Annotated in this window: 20 protein-coding genes and 1 pseudogene; 9 read left to right on the plus strand and 12 right to left on the minus strand. The window is 66.6% G+C overall.

Annotated features, from left to right (window positions below; all coding sequences use genetic code 11):
• The first annotated feature begins 184 nt into the window (after positions 1 to 184).
• Complete coding sequence (locus tag B0T44_RS04450) at positions 185 to 664, plus strand: MarR family winged helix-turn-helix transcriptional regulator (protein WP_077116292.1); 480 nt, start codon at positions 185 to 187, stop codon at positions 662 to 664.
• Positions 661 to 2,238, plus strand: a complete 1,578-nt coding sequence (locus B0T44_RS04455) for a DHA2 family efflux MFS transporter permease subunit (protein ID WP_077116291.1) — start codon at positions 661 to 663, stop codon at positions 2,236 to 2,238. Before B0T44_RS04450 ends, B0T44_RS04455 begins: the two co-directional genes overlap by 4 nt.
• A gap of 83 nt (positions 2,239 to 2,321) precedes the next feature.
• On the opposite strand, the gene B0T44_RS04460 is transcribed toward B0T44_RS04455, so the two are convergent.
• From B0T44_RS04460 to B0T44_RS04480, 5 genes are all read right to left on the minus strand, one after another.
• On the minus strand, positions 2,322 to 4,598 hold the full coding sequence (locus B0T44_RS04460; protein ID WP_077116290.1) for a hypothetical protein: 2,277 nt from the start codon (positions 4,596 to 4,598) through the stop codon (positions 2,322 to 2,324).
• A gap of 318 nt (positions 4,599 to 4,916) precedes the next feature.
• Positions 4,917 to 5,417 carry a L,D-transpeptidase gene (locus tag B0T44_RS04465; protein ID WP_081511567.1) on the minus strand — a complete coding sequence of 167 codons (501 nt, stop codon included), beginning with the start codon at positions 5,415 to 5,417 and terminating at the stop codon, positions 4,917 to 4,919.
• Between the two features lie 190 nt (positions 5,418 to 5,607).
• Entirely contained in the window at positions 5,608 to 6,900 is a 1,293-nt protein-coding gene (locus B0T44_RS04470; protein WP_077116289.1) for a hypothetical protein, read from the minus strand.
• Entirely contained in the window at positions 6,897 to 7,121 is a 225-nt protein-coding gene (locus B0T44_RS04475; RefSeq protein ID WP_077116288.1) for a hypothetical protein, read from the minus strand. The genes B0T44_RS04470 and B0T44_RS04475 overlap by 4 nt, the downstream gene beginning before the upstream one ends.
• 123 nt (positions 7,122 to 7,244) lie before the next feature.
• Positions 7,245 to 8,156 carry an SDR family oxidoreductase gene (locus B0T44_RS04480; RefSeq protein WP_077116287.1) on the minus strand — a complete coding sequence of 304 codons (912 nt, stop codon included), beginning with the start codon at positions 8,154 to 8,156 and terminating at the stop codon, positions 7,245 to 7,247.
• Positions 8,157 to 8,227: 71 nt separating this feature from the next.
• Here B0T44_RS04480 and B0T44_RS04485 point away from each other — a divergent pair, with 71 nt between their 5' ends.
• Positions 8,228 to 8,824, plus strand: coding sequence for a TetR family transcriptional regulator (locus tag B0T44_RS04485; RefSeq protein WP_077116286.1), 597 nt, complete (start codon positions 8,228 to 8,230; stop codon positions 8,822 to 8,824).
• 30 nt (positions 8,825 to 8,854) lie between these two features.
• Here B0T44_RS04485 and B0T44_RS04490 read toward each other — a convergent pair whose 3' ends face one another.
• The 3 genes from B0T44_RS04490 to B0T44_RS04500 form a co-directional block, all read right to left on the minus strand.
• Entirely contained in the window at positions 8,855 to 9,334 is a 480-nt protein-coding gene (locus tag B0T44_RS04490; protein ID WP_077116285.1) for a nuclear transport factor 2 family protein, read from the minus strand.
• 45 nt (positions 9,335 to 9,379) lie between these two features.
• On the minus strand, positions 9,380 to 9,811 hold the full coding sequence (locus tag B0T44_RS04495; RefSeq protein ID WP_077116436.1) for a nuclear transport factor 2 family protein: 432 nt from the start codon (positions 9,809 to 9,811) through the stop codon (positions 9,380 to 9,382).
• Between the two features lie 61 nt (positions 9,812 to 9,872).
• Complete coding sequence (locus B0T44_RS04500) at positions 9,873 to 10,382, minus strand: DnaJ family domain-containing protein (protein WP_077116284.1); 510 nt, start codon at positions 10,380 to 10,382, stop codon at positions 9,873 to 9,875.
• 170 nt (positions 10,383 to 10,552) lie between these two features.
• Here B0T44_RS04500 and B0T44_RS04505 point away from each other — a divergent pair, with 170 nt between their 5' ends.
• Complete coding sequence (locus B0T44_RS04505) at positions 10,553 to 10,738, plus strand: DUF2795 domain-containing protein (protein ID WP_077116283.1); 186 nt, start codon at positions 10,553 to 10,555, stop codon at positions 10,736 to 10,738.
• A 23-nt stretch (positions 10,739 to 10,761) separates the two neighbouring features.
• Positions 10,762 to 11,268, plus strand: coding sequence for a mycothiol transferase (locus B0T44_RS04510; protein WP_077116282.1), 507 nt, complete (start codon positions 10,762 to 10,764; stop codon positions 11,266 to 11,268).
• A gap of 15 nt (positions 11,269 to 11,283) precedes the next feature.
• Here the strand turns inward: B0T44_RS04510 and B0T44_RS04515 are convergent, their stop codons facing one another.
• Both B0T44_RS04515 and B0T44_RS04520 read right to left on the minus strand, forming a co-directional pair.
• Complete coding sequence (locus B0T44_RS04515; RefSeq protein WP_245839601.1) at positions 11,284 to 12,954, minus strand: ABC transporter permease; 1,671 nt, start codon at positions 12,952 to 12,954, stop codon at positions 11,284 to 11,286.
• Positions 12,951 to 13,859 (minus strand): ABC transporter ATP-binding protein, encoded by a 909-nt coding sequence (locus tag B0T44_RS04520; protein ID WP_077116281.1) that lies wholly within the window; start codon positions 13,857 to 13,859, stop codon positions 12,951 to 12,953. The genes B0T44_RS04515 and B0T44_RS04520 overlap by 4 nt, the downstream gene beginning before the upstream one ends.
• Before the next feature lie 48 nt (positions 13,860 to 13,907).
• Between B0T44_RS04520 and B0T44_RS04525 the strand changes: the two genes are divergently transcribed.
• Positions 13,908 to 14,486: a GbsR/MarR family transcriptional regulator gene (locus B0T44_RS04525; RefSeq protein ID WP_245839602.1), complete on the plus strand. Its 579-nt coding sequence runs from the start codon at positions 13,908 to 13,910 to the stop codon at positions 14,484 to 14,486.
• The gene (locus B0T44_RS04530) at positions 14,483 to 14,974 is read left to right on the plus strand and encodes a GbsR/MarR family transcriptional regulator (protein WP_077116280.1); all 492 of its coding nucleotides are present in this window, start codon (positions 14,483 to 14,485) and stop codon (positions 14,972 to 14,974) included. The genes B0T44_RS04525 and B0T44_RS04530 overlap by 4 nt, the downstream gene beginning before the upstream one ends.
• 64 nt (positions 14,975 to 15,038) lie before the next feature.
• Here B0T44_RS04530 and B0T44_RS04535 read toward each other — a convergent pair whose 3' ends face one another.
• Positions 15,039 to 16,487, minus strand: a complete 1,449-nt coding sequence (locus B0T44_RS04535; protein WP_077116279.1) for a hypothetical protein — start codon at positions 16,485 to 16,487, stop codon at positions 15,039 to 15,041.
• A gap of 213 nt (positions 16,488 to 16,700) precedes the next feature.
• Between B0T44_RS04535 and B0T44_RS04540 the strand changes: the two genes are divergently transcribed.
• Together B0T44_RS04540 and B0T44_RS04545 are read left to right on the plus strand one after the other, a co-directional pair.
• Positions 16,701 to 18,068: a cytochrome P450 gene (locus tag B0T44_RS04540; RefSeq protein WP_081511589.1), complete on the plus strand. Its 1,368-nt coding sequence runs from the start codon at positions 16,701 to 16,703 to the stop codon at positions 18,066 to 18,068.
• Positions 18,069 to 18,490: 422 nt separating this feature from the next.
• Complete coding sequence (locus B0T44_RS04545; protein ID WP_081511571.1) at positions 18,491 to 19,372, plus strand: RNA polymerase sigma factor SigF; 882 nt, start codon at positions 18,491 to 18,493, stop codon at positions 19,370 to 19,372.
• Between the two features lie 54 nt (positions 19,373 to 19,426).
• Here B0T44_RS04545 and B0T44_RS26945 read toward each other — a convergent pair.
• A pseudogene (locus B0T44_RS26945) lies at positions 19,427 to 19,663 on the minus strand (hypothetical protein); the annotation flags it as partial.

Genomic DNA, 19,663 nt, shown 5'->3' on the forward strand with positions numbered 1-19,663 from the left:
ATCGAGAGATCCCCCGTATACCTTCCGGTCTTGATCCGCGATAACTAATCGCTAGATGCGCATATCTACGTTTCACAAATCCTCTGCTGGCCATTGGTTTCGCCGATAGCGTGAGACGAAGATCTCAACACTTACGCGATAATCGCGCTCGCGCGACTATCGCTGAGATCGATAGGATCGTCCGGTGACGAGCGAGTCGAAGTTGAGCGAGGTTCTGGAACGTTTCATTTTCGGCCTGTTCGTCGCAGCAGAATCCGGGGGCGCGGATCAACTGGCCGAACTGGACCTGTCGCTGTCGCAGGCGCGCACCCTGTTCACCGTCAGCCATCATGAGCAGCCGCTTCCCATCCACGTCATCGCCGAGAAGCTCACCATGTCGGTGACCGCGGCCGGTCGCAATGTCGACAGCCTGGTCCGGCTCGGACTACTCACCAGAGAAGAATGTCCGGGCGACCGGCGGGTCAAGCTCGTCGGCCTCAGCGAGCGGGGCCGCAACGTCATCCGCGATCAGGCAGCGGTCAAGCGCGCTTCGCTCGATACCTTCGCCCACCGGCTTCCCGACCACCTACGTGCGGACCTGTGTGCCGTGCTCACGAACGTGCTCGACTCCGGCGCCCTCACCTCGTCGGATCCGCCGACCGCACTATCAGGAGATCAACAGTGAACAACTCGAGTCCACCAGCGAGCGCCGCCGAGGTGCCCGACAAGATCGACGGCGCGGTGCTCAAACTGGCCGGTGTCGTCGTGCTCGGCGCCATCATGTCGGTTCTCGACATCACGGTCGTGAACGTAGCACTGCCGACCTTCCAGACCGAGTTCGACGTCGCCGCCTACTCTACGGTCGCGTGGACCGTCACCGCCTACACGCTCGCGCTGGCCACCGTTATCCCGTTGACCGGCTGGGCCGCCGACAGGTTCGGCACCAAACGCCTGTACCTGGCCGCGCTGGTGCTGTTCACCGGTGGTTCGGTGCTGTGCGCGGTGGCGTGGAACATCGAGGCGCTCATCGCGTTCCGAGTGATCCAGGGCTTCGGCGGCGGCATGCTGATGCCGCTGGGTATGACGATCATGACCCGCGCTGCAGGCCCCGAACGTATCGGCCGGTTGATGGCCATCCTCGGCATCCCCATGCTGCTCGGCCCCATCCTCGGGCCGATCCTCGGCGGCTGGCTGATCGACAACGCCACCTGGCACTGGATCTTCCTGATCAACTTGCCCATCGGCATCGTCTCCATCGTCTACGCCTACCTGGTACTGCCGCAGGACGAAACCCAGCCGAGCGAAACCTTCGACTTCCTCGGCATGCTGATGCTCTCCCCCGGCCTGGCGCTGCTGCTTTTCGGCGTCTCCTCCATCCCGGAGGAAGGCACCATCACCGCGCCCAAGGTGTGGGCGACCATGCTCATCGGCGGCATCCTGGTCATCGCATTCGCGTTCTACTCGTTCAAGCCCAAGCATCCGCTGCTCGATCTGCGGCTGTTCAAGAACTACAACCTGACCATATCCACGGTCACCATGCTGCTGTTCGCTGCGGCGTTCTTCGGCGGCCTGCTGCTGGTGCCGACCTACTTCCAGCAGGTGCGCGGGGAAAGCCCGCTGATGGCGGGCCTGTTGTGCGCACCGCAGGGCCTGGGCACGCTGATCACGATGCCGCTGGCCGGCGCCCTGGTGGACCGGATGCCGGTCGGCCGGATCGTGCCCGTCGGCTTGGCCGTGATCACCGTCGCGATGTTCGGTCTCACCCAGATCGAGGCCGACACCTCGTATGCGTTCCTGATCGGCGTCCTGTTCGTCCTCGGCCTCGGCATGGGCGCGACCATGATGCCGCTGATGACCGCAGCGCTGCGCACCCTCACCGAACACGAGGTGGCGCGCGGCTCGACGCTGCTCAACATCACCCAGCAGATCGCCAGCTCCGTCGGTGTCGCCGTGATCTCGGTGGTGCTGACCAACCAGTTCAAGGAGTCGCAGGCGGTCAGCACCGCGCAGGCGCTCACCGAAGCCCAGCGCACCGGCACCCCGCCCGATCCTTCGCTGCTGCAGTACATAGCGAGCCTGGGCGACAAGTTCGAGGCGGTGGTGTTCGACGAGATGGCGGGCGCGTTCGCTTCCAGCTACTGGGTGGCGCTGGTGCTGTGCGGGGTGACGTTCGCCGCGTCGCTGTTCCTGCCGCGTAAACAGGATCAGAACCAGGACGGTGAGCAGACCAAGCCGCCTGCCCCGGCCCTGATGCACTGATCCGGCCGGGCCCGCCGTGGCCGGCATGCGCGTCCTGCGACGCGGATGCCGGCCACATCCGTATCAGCGGCACCAGGCGCGAGTCAGCGGTCGGCTCGCCAGGTTCGGCCTGTGCCGACCAACGGATCGAGGAACTCGTGGATCTGCGTGCGGGACGGTTTGCTGTAGCGGCGCCCGGGCAGGTCTTCCTCGGCAGTGGTGGCGGCGGCGCGGCAGATATCGGTATCGGTGCTGGCCGGGTCGGCGGAGAACCGTTCGCCCGTGATCTCGGTTACGGCAACGCGACGCCCGGTCCTGGCCTCGTAAGCGGTCACCCGATACACAGCGCGGAACAGGTTCAAGGTCCGTCCGACCGGCCGGTCGCCGCCGGGCTCGTACCAGCAGGTGCGGATCATCTCGCCGGTCCGCGGCGGCGAGAGACAGGCGACCAGCTGCACCGTCGCCGGATCGACCGGATGCCACACCGCGGGGTCACCGGCACCGGCCACAGCGGCCAAATCCCCGACCGGCACTATCGGGCTCACCGACGCACGCTGATACGCTGCGGCTTCGGTGAAACCACGCGGCGATTCGCACATCGCCGCATAGTCGGTCACCTCGAACCGCGCCGCGGCACACGCCCCGAACACGATCGCCAGCAGCGAGAAAGCTGCCAGCGAAACCCCCGCCACAGTCGCCGGTTTGCGCGCAGTGCCCACCGCATCCGGGCGCATGCCTGGCCTGGTGGGTGTCGCGCGTGCCCGTGCAGGCAGTGGAGCCGGGTGTGCAGTCGCCCCCGTACGTTCCCGTCCTATCGCCCGCCCCCCGAAGGCACGCATCAGCTCACGAGCAGGCCGCCGGTTCTTGTCACCCGTGAGCATCGTGGTGCTGTCGGGGCGCACGTCGTCTGCCGACAACACCTGTGGATCAACGGAAGATGCCAGCGGCGTGATATCGGATGAGATCGGTGTGTCAGCGCCATCACGAACAGCGGAGACACCGCTTATCGCCGGGGAATCCTGCGCTGGGCCGGTTACTCTCCCTGCGCCCGCAACGCCTACGCTCGCGATGTCCGCGTCCGCAATACCATCGCTCGCGGTCTTCTCCGTTGGTCCCGCACCTGAATCGCCGCCTGTTGCCGTTTCTGTCCTATCCGCACCGTCAGCAGCGGTATTCGGATCGGCCAGAACTTCCCGGTCTTCGTCAACGGCCGAAAGCTCGTCGACGGCAGGCGTTTGCTCCGCACACGATGTCACCTCCGCGTGGCGGGGATCATGGCCGGACCCGCCCGTGAGCCCGCCGGTCCCCGACGGTCCTGACGCAGATGATGGCGGTAGACCCGCCTTGCGGTGCGCCTCTTCCGTCAGCGCGCCCGCGGCGTCTTCGGCCTGGACGTGCATGGGGCCGCGAGCCAAGAAAGTGGCTGCCGGCTCCGCTGCGGCCGATACTGATTCCATGCTCCCGGAAGCCGCGCCGAGATCACCGGGGGCCGTGTCGCAGGCATCTGGAACAGGGAGCGGTCTTTTCAGGGGCTCGCTATCACCCGGTGTACTCGCGAGTGGGGATGCGCCACGGTGTGCTGTCTCCGCTGTGCTCGGCAGGGACCGCACGCTTTTCGCCGGCCGGCCTGCGAGCGAGCGAGGTAGGACGCTCGGCAGCGTAGGCGTGGGGCCGAACAGGGCGGCGGGTGCCTTGTTCGGCGGCGCTGGGGCAGCCGGGTGCAGCGGTGCGGCGGCGGGTTCGGGGATGGCGAAACCTTCTGCGGCCAGTTCCGTTCGGCTGGGCAGGTGATCGGCTCGGTCGAGTGCGGTGAGAGCGCGCTCGATCTCGGCGGTGTTCCAGCGAGGCGGACCTGCGGGTGGCCGTTGGAAGTGCGCGTGCAGGATGGCCGGCTTGCGGAACGGGACCAGCAGGACGGTGCTGCCCGGCTCGCGCTCGGGTGGCTGCCAGGTGATGCGTGAGCTGGTTTTGGGCACCAGCACGACCAGGGTTTCGATCTCGCTCGGCAGATCGTGCCGTTCGAAGAACGCGCGCACGTCCTGGGTGATGCGGCGGGCGTGCACCAGCGGGTTCGGCGCCGATTTCGGCACCAGCAGATCTGCGGGCCGGTCCCCCACCGACCAGCGGGAGTTGTGGCGGGTGACGAGCTCGCCGTGCTGCACCGACTGGAACCCGCTGATGTGTACCAGGGTGCAGCGATGCGGGGTCAATACCAGCAGGTCGACGATGGCGCTGCCGAATCGTTTGCGGCGCGGCACCGTGACCTCGAATATCGCGACCCCGCCGAGACGGGACGGCCCCGACCCCCATTCGCCGAACAGCCGGCGGACGAAACGCTGCGGCCCGGACAATGCCTCCGCATCCTGGACATCTATGATCACCGCGACACCTCGATCCCGACCAAGCCGAACCAGACCAGGTTACGCGCTCTCGGTGAAGCGAAAATTACTGTCCGCCAACGTAATCGGATGCGCAAGTGACGATATGATCGTAGGTTCCGTCCCTGACTGCGGCGGCGAGCCGTAGCGGCACCATCGAGCGACAACGGTCGATATCGACGAATGAGCCCCGGATGCCCGTCCTAGCCTGCGATCGAGCACAGCTGAGGTTGCGCAGCACAGGCGGCTGCGCAAGGTGTCCCGCGGCCGAGCAGGAACGGTAGCGGACACAGAATTTCGCCCGGCCACCGTTCCTGCTGCTCAGGCCACGACTTCCACTACGTCGCCGGGTGACAGGTAATCGTAGAAGGTGCGTGCGCCTTCCGGTGTCATCCGGATACAACCATGCGATTGGTGTTCCACCGGACCGATATGGAATGCGATATCGCCGTTGAAGAACACCGCATAATGCATGGGCGCATTGTGCATGGTGCTCCAGTGGAACTCACGTTTGAACGAAACCTTGAATACGCCGGGTGGCGTTTCATATCCGGGCATACCGTGCGAAATCGGGGTCGGGCCGTAGACCACTTTGCCGTTGTCCATGAGCCATGCTTCGTTGGTCGACAGTCGTAGGCAGGCCCGTGCCGCGGTCGAGCAGGGCGCGACCGTCGGGATCAGGGAGGGCACACCGGGGATGTCCGGCCCACCCGGCCACAGTGGCTCGGCCTGCGCCCGTGGCGCTGCGGCGAACCCGGCGGAGACCATGCCCAGAAATACCGCGAATACTGCTGCCCAGTTGAGTAAAAGCCTGTTGCTCATCGAGTACCGACCTCTCCCTCTCGCCCGCCACCGGTGCTGACGCCTGGATGGTGCGCGGACTCATTTCATGGAAACAAGCCTGGGACGAACTGGAGGTACCGGTGACGATTGTGAGCCTGTTTTCGGCGGCCGGTGACCGTTCCGGCAGAAATTACCCGATCGGTATCCATCGGATATCGGAATTGTGGTTTTATTCCTCCCAGCTTTCGGGTACGTTGCGGCGTCGCCCCATTCGCCGCCGGCGGAAGAACACCTCTTCCACCGACACCGACGGAACCTGGCGGGTCAGCGCCGCGAGCCGGGTGTCCAGACCTGATTCGTGGATCCGCATCTCCAGGCCCGCTATCCGTTCCTGGGGCAGGTTCGCCCATACCGCGCCGATCCGGGTGTGCACCTCGGGGCCGCCCGCCGCGATCACCGGCAGCAGCATCGGCCACAGGTCGGCCTCAGCGGCCACCGATGGCAGCGCCGCCAACGCGGAGTCGGGCAGACCGGCCAGTAGTCCGGCGATCCGCTGCTGGGTGGCCGCGCCGGTGCGTTCGGCCAGCGCCAGCAGTCCACGCCAGGCGCCGACCTCGGGACGTCCGGCGATCGCGCCGAGCAACGCGGCGAGCACGGCGTCGTTACCGAAGATCGGGTTCACCGCCACCCTGGCCAGCGACGCCGATCCGGCGTGCCCGATGAAGGTGAGCAATTCCGCCGCCGCGCCGACATGTATCGCGGTGGCGATGAGATGGCCGACGGCTTCCGATGAGCCGACACTGAACAGGATATCGGCGAGTTCGGCCATCAAATCGGGTTCGCAGCGCGCGAGTACCGACAGGGCCGCCTGCTGCAGTGCCGTCGACCCGGCGAGTACGGTCTGCAACACCTGCGGGATGCGCTGCTGGGAGCCTGCGACGAACTGACGGAGGATCGCGTTGATACTGGCCGAGGAGTAGGCGTAGGCGGCGGCGAAGATCAGTCCTTCGTCGTCGTGCACCCCCCGTTCGACTGCCTCGATCAATCGGGGCGTCGCGTACCCGAGGAACGGCCCGGCAGTCACATAATCGCGGCGGCGCAACACCTCCGCGAGGACCTCCATGATGGGCTCGGCAGGCGCCGCGTCCGCGAGCGGACCGACGGTGCGGGGATCCATATAGGGCGCGCAGTCGGCCGCATAGGAAACTCCGAGCAGGGCGATGGTTTCGGCGGCCTTCTTCGGGTGTTCGGCGCCGATCGCTCCGGCGGCCCGGCCGGTCATCGCGGGCGGGACCAATCGCTGCACCAGAGGCATGGAGACGCTGAGCGGAATGATCGGCACCAATTTGCTGATCCGCCGGAAAGTCTCGGCGTGCTGGGCGAAGATGACGGCTGCCATCCGCTGCTGCAGCTCATGCAGACATTCGGCGCCCAGCCGCTCGAGATGGGCGATACGTTCCGGGGCCACATGCAGGGTGCGCGCCAGCAGGATGATCTGCGCGCGGGTTACCAGATCGCTCATCGGTCGAGCAGATCTCCGAACATGATCTTTTTCGTCGGCGCCCGGAAGATCCGGGGCAACGCGGCGATCATCTGGTCGATGGCTTCGGCCAGACCGGCCCGTTCCAGCTGCTGGGCCGAGCGGAACAACATGAGCAGCTCGGCGACCTCCTGTTCGGATAATCGCTCCGACGCCGCCAGCGGCCCGTGTAGTTCGTTCTCCAGATCCGTTCTGGCGGTCAATGGCGCTCCTGTTGTCATACGTCCTCAGCAGCACGGGTTACCCACGCCACCTTCAAGCGAATCCTGCTGGGCTCACGCCCGATGCGCAATGGGCAATTCCCGCTCGCGGTACGACAGCCGGGCTCACCGCCGCAGCCTCCCCCACAGCGTCCAGAACACCATGCGCCCCATCCGCATCGGCCCGTAACGGACCCCGTCACGGTAGGGGCTCTCACCGCGCAGACTCACCTCCGCACCGCCGTCGACGAACAGCACCTGCCCGGTGACGAACGACGCCGACGGAGACAGCAGCCACCCGATCGCACCGGTGACCGCCTCGACCGGGCCCGGCATGCCGAGCGGCTGCGGCAGCGCGTCGGCGAGGACCCTGGCCCGCGCCGGATCCGACAGCATGGTTTCGCGGGCGGTGCTGGTGTCGACGATGCCGGGCGCGACGGCGTTGAGCGGGATACCCGCCCCTGCCCAGTCACTGGAACCGGCGTTGCGGCGCAACCAGCGGTTCAACGCGATCTTGGTCGAACGGTAGATCACCGGGCCCCGGCCACTGCGCACCAACCGCTCGGCGATGCGTGCTGCCGCTGCCTCGTCACCGCGCAGGCACATGTCGACGAGTTCGGCGTCACCGGCCGACAAGGACGACGCCGAACTCACCACGACGGCGCGGGGGTTCGGGCGCCCGGCCAGCTCGGGCCGGAACAGGCCGAGCAGTGCGAGGGTGCCGAAGTAGTTGAGCCGCAACGTCGCCGGTTTCGGTTCCCCGATACCGGCGACCAACGCGATCCCGTCTATCCCGGAATCGGCGAGCGCCACGGCTTGTCGGACCAGCGCCCGCCGCCCCTCGACGGTGGTCAGGTCGGCCTGCACGTCCACGCCGGGACCTACACCGCATCGGATCACCGATGCGCCTGCCGCGGCGAGCTGATCGGCCAGCACCGCGCCGATGCCGCTGTCCGCGCCTGTGACGACATAGGTGCGGTCTTCGTGTTCATTCCCGCCTGCGCGAGCTCTTTCGGAGTTACCGGTTCGTCCTGCCATAGCCACACTATATGCACTAGTGCATCTTTGCACTAGTGCATATAGTCTCCGGGCCGGTTACGCTACACCGCGTGAGCGAACCGACGGGACTGCGGGAACAGAAACGCCGCGCTACCAGGGCAGCCATCGTGCGCGCCGCCACCGACCTGTTCCTGGAACGCGGCCTCGCGGCCACGTCGGTCAGCGATATCGCCGCGGCAGCAGGAGTCTCGCGGCGCACGTTCTTCCTCTACTTCCCCGCCAAGGAAGACGTACTGTTCCATCACATCGAGGGACACGTGCGGACCGCGCTCGACGCGCTGACACCCCTCGGACCGGAGGCAACCGCCTGGGACGGCGTGCAGACCGTGGTCGTGGCGCTGGTACACGCCTTCGACACCACCGCCGACCATGCCGACGAACTCGCCGACGTGCGCGCTCAGCTCTTCCGCGATGCCCACGGTCTACCCGGCTCGCTGATGCTGCGACTGCGCTCGGTGTATGCCACTCTGCTCACCGCCCTGCGGGAGCGCTTCCCCGACCCCGCCGACCAGCCGCTGCTCAGCGCACATCTGGGTGCGGTGATGGGGGCGGTGGCCGCGGCCGCCACCAGCGTCGGCGCCAACGAACGCGCCGCGGCCATGCGCTCGGCACTCGAATGTGCGGGAGCCGGTTTCCGCCGGACATGAGAGGAGCCTCATGCACCCGGTCAGCGGCGGCTAGGCGTCGCCGGACGCCCACATATTCGCCAGCAGCTGGTGACTCGGGGTGTCGGCGAGGGATTGGGAAGACTCGTAGATGCGCTCGTAGCCGGTGGAGGTGATCCGCCACTGCCCGTCGGGATCGCGGCGGTAGCGGTCGGTGTAGTACCCGGCGCCGCGGATGAGGACGCCGTATTCGGTGGCGATGACCGTGTCTTCGAAAGACCAGCTCCCGGCGGCGGTATCGCCGTCGACGGTGATCTCCGGATGGTTGGCGACATGGGCGGTGACGATGGCCGGTCCCATGTTTTCGCGTAGGAATCCCACGATCGCCGCGCGGCCGTCCAGCGCGAGCGGCCCGCCAACGGCGTGGGTGCCGTAGCGGCCCTGTGCGTCGACGGCGAGGGTGTCGGCGAACTCGTCCCAGCGTTTGAGGTCCAGCGTCCGGAAGTACCGGTATTTGAGGGTGCGCACAGCTTCGAGGGCTTCCAGATCCATGCGGAGAGCCTGGCATGCGCCACCCCGAGAAAACAAGAACAAGTTCTAATTCTGCGCGAAGGCCTCCTCCAGCCCGTCGAACCAGGCCGATTCCTCGACCAGGCTGGTACTACGCCAGCCGTCGGAGGTGCGAACCAGTTCGTGGTGGTACCAGCCACCGCAGTAGAACCGCCTACCGGGCGAGACGATCATCGGGTTGAGGAACATCGCGCGCACCCGGGCCCGGTCACCGTCGAGGTCGACGCCGATATTGGAGATGAAATGCTGGGTGCGTTCGAACAGTTCCAGCGCCTTCGACAGCTGCTCCACCACCGTGTCGAGATCACCGTTCGGCCCGCCCGCGGTGCTGTAGTCGATCCGCGCATCGGGAGTGAACACCGTGCGGTACAGCCCCCAGTCCTTGGTATCGACGGCATGCGCGTAACGGGTCAGCAGGTCGGTGATCGCCATCCGGTCCGCGATCGTCTGTATGTCCACCCCTTCATACAAGCGCAACCACGGCGGCGACGGGCGCGATTCGGCGCGGAGAGCGATCTCCTCAGACGTCCGGCTCGCGACGCAGGATGCGCCGCCACCACGGCCGGTTCCGGGGAGTGCACACGGGCGCGGGCAATGACTCGGCGGTGGGACGGCGGGCCGGGACGCGATGCTGCCCTCGCCATTGTTCAACGATCTCGTCGGCATTCACCGGGACGACCGGAACAGCGGGTCCGTGCGGCATCCGCAGCCACTCGACGATCCGGCGGTTGAGCTCCGAGACCATCTCGCGCACCTGCTGTTCGGAGGGCAACTCGCGCACGGTGTCGGGAAGCCGCTCCACATCCCGGCGCAACACCAGCGACGGCGGTAGCACCCCCTCGGCGCCAACCCCTTCTCTGCGCAGGTATTCCTTCAGCCACCAGTTCTCGTCGTGGAAGGGATTGCCCGCCCCGGGCAACGGCTTGCCGGTGCCGGGCAGGTTATCGAATTCGCCGCGCTCGGTCGCTTCCCGGATCTTGCGATCGACCCAGGACTCGAAGTCGACGTTCGACGGTTTACGTTCGGTCATCGCGCACCTCCCGATCGCGTTGATACAGATGTATCATACGCGCTGGATCAGCCGTGAGCCCAGTGCGCATATCGCGCGGTCGAAGAAACAACCCGATTTCCCCCGGTTTGCGCTTCGAGCGCCGTGGTACTGCCGCAGAGTCCATCACAAGAAACCGGAAAGGATCACAGATGAGCCAGGTCAGCCCGATCCAGATGCAGAAATATCTGTCCGGTATCGACTACCCGTGCGACCGCGACGAACTCATCCAGACCGCGCGGGCGAACGGGGCCGACGAGCGGGTGCTCGACGCGCTCGAAGGACTGCCCGACCGCACCTTCGACGGCCCGAACGCCGTGAGCCAAGCCGTCTCCTGACGGTGGGCGCAACGAGGTCGACGATGACGAGTGCCGATGTGCTCATCGATGGCTATGACCGGATACGCGAGGCCGTGCACCAGGCGGTGGACGGCCTCGACGAAGACGATCTGGCCTACCGGGTGGACCCCGGCGCGAATTCGATCGCGTGGCTGATCTGGCACCTGGCCCGGGTGCAGGACGACCACATCGCCGAACTGGCCGAGCGCGAACAGGTATGGACCGACCGGGGCTGGTACGAACGGTTCGGTCTGCGTCTGGACCGGCGAGCGACCGGTTTCGGTGACGGCCCCGGCGATGTCGCCGAAGTGGTCGCGCCCGCGGAACTGCTCGTCGGTTACTACGACGCCGTGCACGAGCAGACGCTGCGGTTCATTCGCGGCCTCGCCGACGACGACCTCGCCAAGATCATCGATACCAGATGGGACCCGCCGGTCACCCTCGGGGTGCGGCTGGTCAGTGTGCTGGCCGACGATCTGCAACATGCAGGGCAGGCCGCTTACCTCCGGGGGCATCTCCGTCGGAGGTAAGCGGTCGGCCTCTCCCTATTTCAGATCCAGATCCCGGCGCTGGAACCGCAGCACACCGCCTGCCACACCGGCCGCGGCGAGCACCAGCAACACGATCACCGCCGCCCAGCGCATCTGCTCCGCAGGCAATCTGGCGATATGAGCGAACGGCGACAGATCCTGCACCCAGCTCGGCAAATCCATGATCGGCCCGAAGAATCCGACGATCAGTGCGAATCCGAACAGGGCCCAGGCGGCGCCGATGAATCGGGGTGCGAGGCCGTAGAGCAGCGCCGCGAGCGCGAGCACCAGCAGCACGGCGGGGGCAAAGGCCAGATGCGCGGCAACCATCTGCCAGGCGTACTCGGCCTCGCCGACGGAGATCGCCATGGCGACACCCAACGCCAGCCCGGACACCAGCAGCAACAGCAGCGCCCCGACCGCCGCCACCAGGGTGTACATGCCCAGCCACGTGCCACGTCCGACAGCGGTGGCCAGCACCGGCTCGACGCGCCCTCCGGTCTCCTCGGCGCGCAGCGATTGCACCGCCAGGATTACGAAGATCGTCGCCAGCAGCGCATCGAAAAATGCCATGGTGCCCGCGTAACCGTCGAGCATCCGGCTCGGGTCGCCGCCCATCACCTCGACCAGAGGTTCGGGCAGCTCGTCGAACGAGGCGACGATCGAATTCCCGATACCGCCGTAGAGCGCGCCCCCCACGGCCAACGCACAGCCCCAGCCGATCAGAGCCGCCTGCTGCAGCCGCAACGCCAGCGCCAACGGCGAATCCAACCAGGACGCCGCCGCCGCGGACCCCGGCCGCGGCGGCACCAGGCCGGCCGCAAGATCACGCCGCGCCGACAACAGGTAGGCGAGCGCGACCAGCAGCACGGCGAGCACCAGCGACAGCGCCAGCGGCCACCAGCGACCGTCGGCATAGGGCCGAGTCTGCTGCGACCAAGCCAGCGGCGACACCCAGGACAAGGCGCTGCCGCCCTCGCGCAACGCATCACCGGCGGCCCGCACTGCATACGCGGCTCCCAGCACAGCACCCGCGAGACCGGAAGCGGCCCGCGAGTATTCGGTTACCTGCACAGTCACCGCAGTAACAGCGGCGAACACCAGACCGGCCGCGGCGACCGACGCACCGAACAGCAGCGCATCATCGGTAGCCAGCCCCGCGACCGCGAATGATCCCGCGATCAGCACGGCCAGCGCGATATTCGCCGCGACCGCGACCACCAGCGCCGCGGTGAGCTGGGCGTGGCGGCCGACCACGCTGGCGCGTACCAGTTCGGCCCGGCCGGTCTGCTCCTCCACCCGCGTGCAGCGCGAGATCAGCAGGATGTTCATCAACGCGGCCAGCAACAGGTAGTAGAGCCCGTACACCGCGACGATGACCGATTCCAGCGTCGGGTCGGCCAGCCCGTAGCCCGGTCCGGAGATGAGCGCACCGACGACGCCGCCCGCGAACTCACCGATCGCACGCAGATCCTCCTGGGACCGGTATACCTGGGGCAACGCATTGGCGTAGTAGAGACTCATCAGGGTGATCCCGAGGATCCATCCGGTGAGTTTGAGCCGGTCACGCCGCGCAATGAACCGGACAAGGGGCGCGGTACCCACCAACGCGCCGCGGCGACCGCCCACCACCTGCCGGGGCGAGATCGGCGCGCGCGAGGCAGAACTGGTCGTGGTGGTCGTCATTTTCCCGCTCCGTTCGCGGCCAGCTCATCGCCGTAATGGCGCAGCATGAGCTCTTCCAGGGTGGGTGGGTGGCTGGTCAGCGACCGGATACCGGCGCCGCTGAGCTTCGCGATGGCCGAGCCCAGGGCCGCGCCGTCGACATCGAACCGGATCCGACCGTCCTCGGTGGACACATGGTGGACGCCGGTGAGTTCGGACAGATCGGTCACCGGGCTCACCGTGACCGCCTCCACCGTCGTCCGAGTCAGATGCCGCAGTTCGGTGAGCGTGCCCGACTGCACGGTCCGGCCACGCCGGATGATGCTCACCCGGTCGGCGAGCTTTTCCACCTGCGCGAGGATGTGACTGGACAACAGCACGGTGCCGCCTGCGGCCTTCACATCGGCGACCACTTCCTGGAACACCACCTCCATCAGCGGATCCAGGCCCGAGGTCGGTTCGTCGAGCAGGAACAGTTCGGCATCGGAGGCCAGGGCTGCGATCAGCGCGACCTTCTGCCGGTTGCCTTTGGAGTAGGTGCGGCCCTTCTTGGTCGGATCGAGATCGAAGCGTTCGATCAGGTCGGCGCGGCGCTGCGGGTTAAGCCCGCCGCGCAGGCGACCCAGCAGGTCGATGGCCTCACCGCCGGTGAGGTTCGGCCACAGCTCCACATCGCCGGGCACATAGGCGAGCCTGCGGTGCAGCGTTACCGCGTCTCGCCACGGGTCGCCACCGAGCAATGACACCTGTCCGCTGTCGGCGCGCAGCAGGCCCAGCAGCACGCGGGTGGTCGTGGTCTTACCCGCCCCGTTCGGACCCAGGAAGCCGTGGACCTCCCCGTAGGCGACATCGAGGTCGAGGCCGTCGAGCGCGGTGGTCGAGCCGAAAGTCTTGCGCAGCCCGGAGATTGCGATGGCATTTTTCATAAGTCAGATAGTACAAATCGTTCACAAATTTGTGAATACTTTGACGATATGATGGACCAGCCAGAGCTGATGACGAACAAGGGAGACGCACCGGTGGCCGGAGAGGACCCGCAGGAAGAAGCCGTCCTGCGGTTCGTCGAGCAGTTCGGCCTGCTCCTCACCGAATCCGGGATGCCGCGCATGGCCGCGCGGGTCTTCGCCTTCGTGCTGGCCGACGACGCCGACCGCTATACCGCCCAGGAATTGGCGCACGGACTGCGGGTGAGCCCAGCCGCGATCTCGGGAGCGGTCCGCTACCTGGTGCTGTCCGGGCTACTCGGCCGGGAACGCGAACCGGGGGCGCGCGCCGATACCTACCGGGTCTACGACGACGATGTCTGGTATGCCATCGCCATGCAGCGGAAGCATGCGCTCGACCGCTGGGTACGTTTCCTCGCCGACGGAGTCGAGATGCTCGACGAAGCGCGACCAGGCGGGCGGCGCGTCCGCGAGACACTGGAGTACTACCGTTTCCTCAACGCCGAGGTGCCGGAAATGATGCGGCGCTGGCATGAGCACAGACAGGCCTTGTTCCCCGACCCGCCGTCCGCCGGCGATGCGCGCACGGCTGAGAGGAGGCCTGAATGACGCAGGAGACGGATTCGCCGCTCCTAGCAGCGGATATGGTGCGCTATATCGAGAAACTCGCCCTTGGCCTGACCGAGATGGGCTGGCCGAGAATGCCTGCCCGCGTATTCGCCGCCCTGCAGGTCAGCGACGAAGGCAGGCTCACCGCGGCCGAACTGGCACGCATCCTGTCGATCAGCCCGGCGGCAATCTCGGGTGCAGTGCGCTACCTCGACCAGGTCGGCGTGGTGACCAAGGTCCGGTTACCCGGGCAGCGCCGCGACCACTACCAGCTCTACGACGACCTGTGGTACGCGAGCTTCCTGAAACGCGACCGAATGCTCAAAATGTGGGCCGAGAACGCCGACGAGGGCATCGAGCTGGTCGGCCAGGACACCAAAGCCGGGCGACGGCTGGCCGAGATGCGCGATTTCTTCGAGTTCTTCGTCACAGAGCTGCCCCTGCTGTTCGACCGTTGGCACGAACAGCGCAATGCGCAACGATCCTGACGCCGCAATCCACACCGATCCCGGCCACGCCCGTCGAGCTCAGCGACGGGCGCGGCCCCGGTGATCAGCCGCCTGCGACGGTGCGCTGCCGGGTCGTCCTGGCCCGCCTGCGCTCGGCCTGCAACTCCGCGAGTTCCTGTTCCAGGATGTCGGCGACCCGGAACTGGTCGGTGTTGTAGATATCGGGTGAGCGGACCACGTCCTTGACCGTATCGGCGTCGCCGTCGCTCGAGCCCTTCTTGTCCTTACCGTTCTTGCCTTCGGTGGCGCCGTTCTTGCTACCGGCCCCCGTGCTGCCGCTCTGGGCCTCGGAACCCTTCTTCCCCTCGACGCTCTTGCGCTTGGTGTCGAACACCTCGGTGATACCGGGATCGGCCGCATCGAGCTCGCGGGCCACCTTGGCTGCTATGTCGAGTTCCGGTTTGCTCCGGCTCGGCTGGTCGATAGTCGAACCGGCGCTGCCGTTGGAGGACGAGAACAGCTCTTCGGTCTCCAGCGACAGGGTGGACAGGCTTTCCGTCTTGGACCGGCGCTCGGCGCGGAACGCCGACGTGCGGCGTGTGCTCTCGCGTGGGGTACCTGCCGACGGATTCGTTTCCGCCGCCGGAGCTGTTTCCGCCGCCGAACCGGTCGGCGTCGATTCACGCACGTCCTCCGGGCGCGGCACGCCCTGTGCCGCATTGGCAGCGCTGCTCAGCCGATGGGTGGCGACCCGAGGCAGGGTGCGGCGGATCTGTTCGGCCGGATCGGGCAGCTCGCGGATCTGTTCGGTGGCCTTGGCGATGGCAAGGCCGTACCGGGCGCTGACGGCGTCGTGGATGAGCAGGGCGACACCGATCATCACCGGTGCGACCGCGTGCACCGCGGCGTCGTACCAGTCCCCGGCCCGCACATAGGGGTAGGTGTTGAGGCTGACGGTCAGCGCCAGCAGGGCGAATTCGGCGGCCGCTACCTGCTTGCGGTTGTCGATCACACCCCATTCGGCCACTTTGTTGGTGCCGATCATGATGATGATCAGGCAGACGCTGATCATCGCCTCTAGCAGGTAGCTGAACCAGTACAGCGGATCGGAAGGCCCGGTGGGCGCAATGTTCTGCTGGACATTGACTGCCGACCACAGCATGCCGGCGCCGACGACAGCGGCCAGCGCGCGCAACGACCAGGAGCGGTGCCGGTACAGCGAGGCCAGCTTGGCGTGCGGACTGGACTCGCGCCGCTGCGCGGCGATTGCCTTCCTGGCGAGCAGCAGATCTCGCATATCGGCCTTCTCGATCTCCTCCGTGGTCTGCCTGGCACGATCGGACGCTGCCGCGGCGGCCTGTACCTCTTTCCAGCGTTGGCTGCGGTCTTGATCGCGAATACGTTCGGCCAGCTCACGCTCGGCGTGCAGCTCGTCTTCGGACAGCGCTTCGGTCAGTGCGGGATCGAACTGGTAGGCAAGCCGTCCGCGGGCCCGTTCGACCCGCCTCGCCAGCTGCGTGACCTCGTCCTCGATAGGGTGCTCGGTGGTCATTTCGGCTCCCGCCCGGGGAGATTCGATGGCAGACAAGTGATCACGCGTGGGAACGGTACATCCCTTTCCATATCAATGCACTGTCGCCGTCGGATCCGTCCGGCTCCCACGGTCGGCGAACCCCCCGTGGCCAGCCGGTTTCGGGCAGGTTTCACCGGGTACGTGCCGGTCATCGGCCGATATCGACGGCAGGCATGCCGGGAGGAGATGGCGATGGCGGAGAATCAGGTGCCTCAGCAGAGCGGTGTCCGGGCCGTGCGTACCCTGGCCGACCTCGGGTTCGCGCCTTTCGCCGCGGGGGTGATCGCCCGGCGGCGCCGGGTGCAGGGGTTACTGGAAAGATACGACGCCGACCGCAGGCAGGTGGAACGGATGCGGGCGCTGCGGCAAGAGTTCGGTCGCGGACCGGTGGAACTGGTCGTGCCCGGCCGCCGGGTTGTCATCGTGACCGACCCCGAGGACGTCGGCCGGGTACTGGCGCAGGCACCGTCACCGTTTCATCCGGCCAACCGGGAGAAACGAGCGGCGCTGCGGCAATTCCAGCCGCATGCCGTGCTGGTGTCCGAAGGCGGGCTGCGAGAACAGCGGCGCGCAGTGAACGAGGCGGCACTGGATACGGCGGCGCCGCTGCACCGGCTCGCCTGGCCGTTCGCCGATCTCGTCGCCGCCGAGGCCCGGCCCCTGCTCACCGACGCATTGCGGCGCGGGCGTTTCGACGCCGAGCAGTTCACCGTCGCCTGGTGGCGCCTGGTGCGGCGCTTGGTCCTCGGGGAGCGTGCCCGAGACGATCATGCGGTCACCGACGAACTACAGCGGCTGCGATCCGCGGCCAACTGGTCGTTCCTGGCCCCGGTGCACCGCAGGCGGCGCGAACGATTCCTCGAACGGCTCTACAGCTACACCGCCTCGGCCGAGCCGGACAGCCTCGCCGGTGCTCTCGCCGCAACCCCGGCCTCAGGCGCGGTGGACCCGGTCGGGCAGATCCCGCACTGGTTGTTTGCCTTCGATGCGGCCGGGATCGCTTCGACTCGCGCGTTGGCGCTGCTGGCCACTCATCCCGAGCATCTCGAACGCGCACGCATCGACTCCGCGGACCCGAGCACGCCGGGATTACGCCCGTATTTGCGGGCCTGCGTGCTGGAGTCGGTGCGGCTGTGGCCTACCACGCCTGCCATTCTGCGCGACACCATCACCGAAACCCAGTGGCGCGAAGGAGGCGACCGCTTCACCATCGCCCCGGGCGCTGCCCTGGTGATCTTCACACCCGCGTTCCATCGCGACCCCGACCTGCTGCCGTTCGCCGACGAGTTCGTCCCGCAGATCTGGCTGGACAACCGTGCCTCGCAATATCCGCAACTGGTGCCGTTCAGCGCGGGGCCTGCCGAATGCCCCGGCCGCAATCTCGTCCTGTTCGTCACCAGCACCGTGCTGGCGCATCTGCTCCATGAGGCCGAGTTCCAGCTGCGGTCTCGTCCGCGCCCTGCACCGAACACACCGTTGCCGAAGACTTTCAACAACTATGGCATCGAATTCGCTATCACCGCTCGCCCGCTCGCCGAGCAGCACGGACGCTCCCGATAAGCGCAGAATAAGCTGCGAATACACTCCGAGTAAACGTCCCGATTTTCTGTTGAATCAGCAAGCCGACGCGTTGCGGAATACCTGCTGTACGGTGGGGAATTCCAGGTTATCGTGAGCCGGGTGTACGGTATCGTCTGCGAACTGATTCATCCGGATATACTCGGCGTTTTGGTGATGTGCCTCACCCGTTACAGCAAGATGCGCAGCAACGCAGCCGCTTTCGAGCTCCATCGAACGGACTGGACTGCGAAGTAGCGCCAAGACCTTCGGAGCAGGGCTTGACACATCGAATTACGTCAGCATTCGCACTGCTCACACGCATTATTCGGCTACACAGTCAAACGGTCACGTTTCGATCACGCGTTCCCGGGTAACTCAATTGAGGTCGAGCCATTAGGCAGTCGATTGGAGCGAGGAGACCGATGAACGAATCGAAGAAAGCTCAAACCGACCACCCGGCCACACATTTGCGCCTTTCGCCGAATGCGCCCGCCCCCAGCCGCCATGTTCGCGGCTCCGGAGACAGTTACGACAACATCGAACCCTGGTTCGACAAACTCGCCGCCATCGACGCGAACGACCCGCACCGGCTGGAGGTGCGCGAGGAGATCGTGCACCTGTGCCTGCCGCTGGCCGAACATATCGCGCGCCGCTTCGCCGGCCGCGGCGAGTTGTTCGACGATCTGCTGCAAATCGCCCGGCTCGGCCTGGTGCAGGCTGTCGACCGTTTCGATGTGTCGCGCGGCGGGTCGTTCCTGTCGTTCGCGGTTCCGACCATCATGGGTGAGGTGCGCAGGCATTTCCGGGACCGTACCTGGGCGGTACGGGTGCCGCGCAGCCTCAAGGAGATCCAACTGCGCATCGGGCCCGCTACCGAAGAGCTGTCGCAGCAGCTCGGCCGAGTGCCCACCGCCCGTGAGCTCGCCGCCGAACTCGACGTCGAACTGACCCAGGTGACCCAGGCGCTCATCGCAGGCAACGGCCATACCAGCAATTCCCTGGATTCCGTCGCACGCGAGGACGACGAGAACAGCTCCCCCGCCATCGCCGACCGCCTCGGCGACGACGAGCCCTGCTACCAGCTGCTCGAGGACGCCATGGCGGTGCGTCCGCTGATCGAGGCGCTGCCGGAACGAGAACGGCAGGTGCTGGTATGGCGGTTCTTCGGGTCGATGACCCAAACTCAGATCGCCGAACGGCTCGGCGTTTCGCAGATGCAGGTATCACGGATTCTGTCCAAAACGCTCACCACCCTGCGCGAACAGGCCCTCGCCGAAACCCCGCTGGAACTGGCTGCCGCGTAACGGAACCGGCTGCCGTCGCGTGTTGCCCGCAGAATGGACGTGCGAGCCGAGGCTTCACCTCGAACCGGTGGCACCGGATGGCCCGGGAAATTGCGTCCACACCTGCGCCAAGGTGAACGGGTGCCCGCGTAACGCGGCCCAGCTGGGTTTCGCCGCGATCCAGGCCTCGCCGACAAGCGCTTCGGCGGCTTCGGCCAGCCGCCAACCCGAAGCCGCCGCCGCGGCGACGTGGTCACTGAACAGATGCAGGTGGGTGCGGATGGTCAGCGGCTCCCCCGATTCGCTCGTGTA

The sequence above is a fragment of the Nocardia donostiensis genome (assembly GCF_002081715.1).
GTDB lineage: Bacteria > Actinomycetota > Actinomycetes > Mycobacteriales > Mycobacteriaceae > Nocardia > Nocardia donostiensis.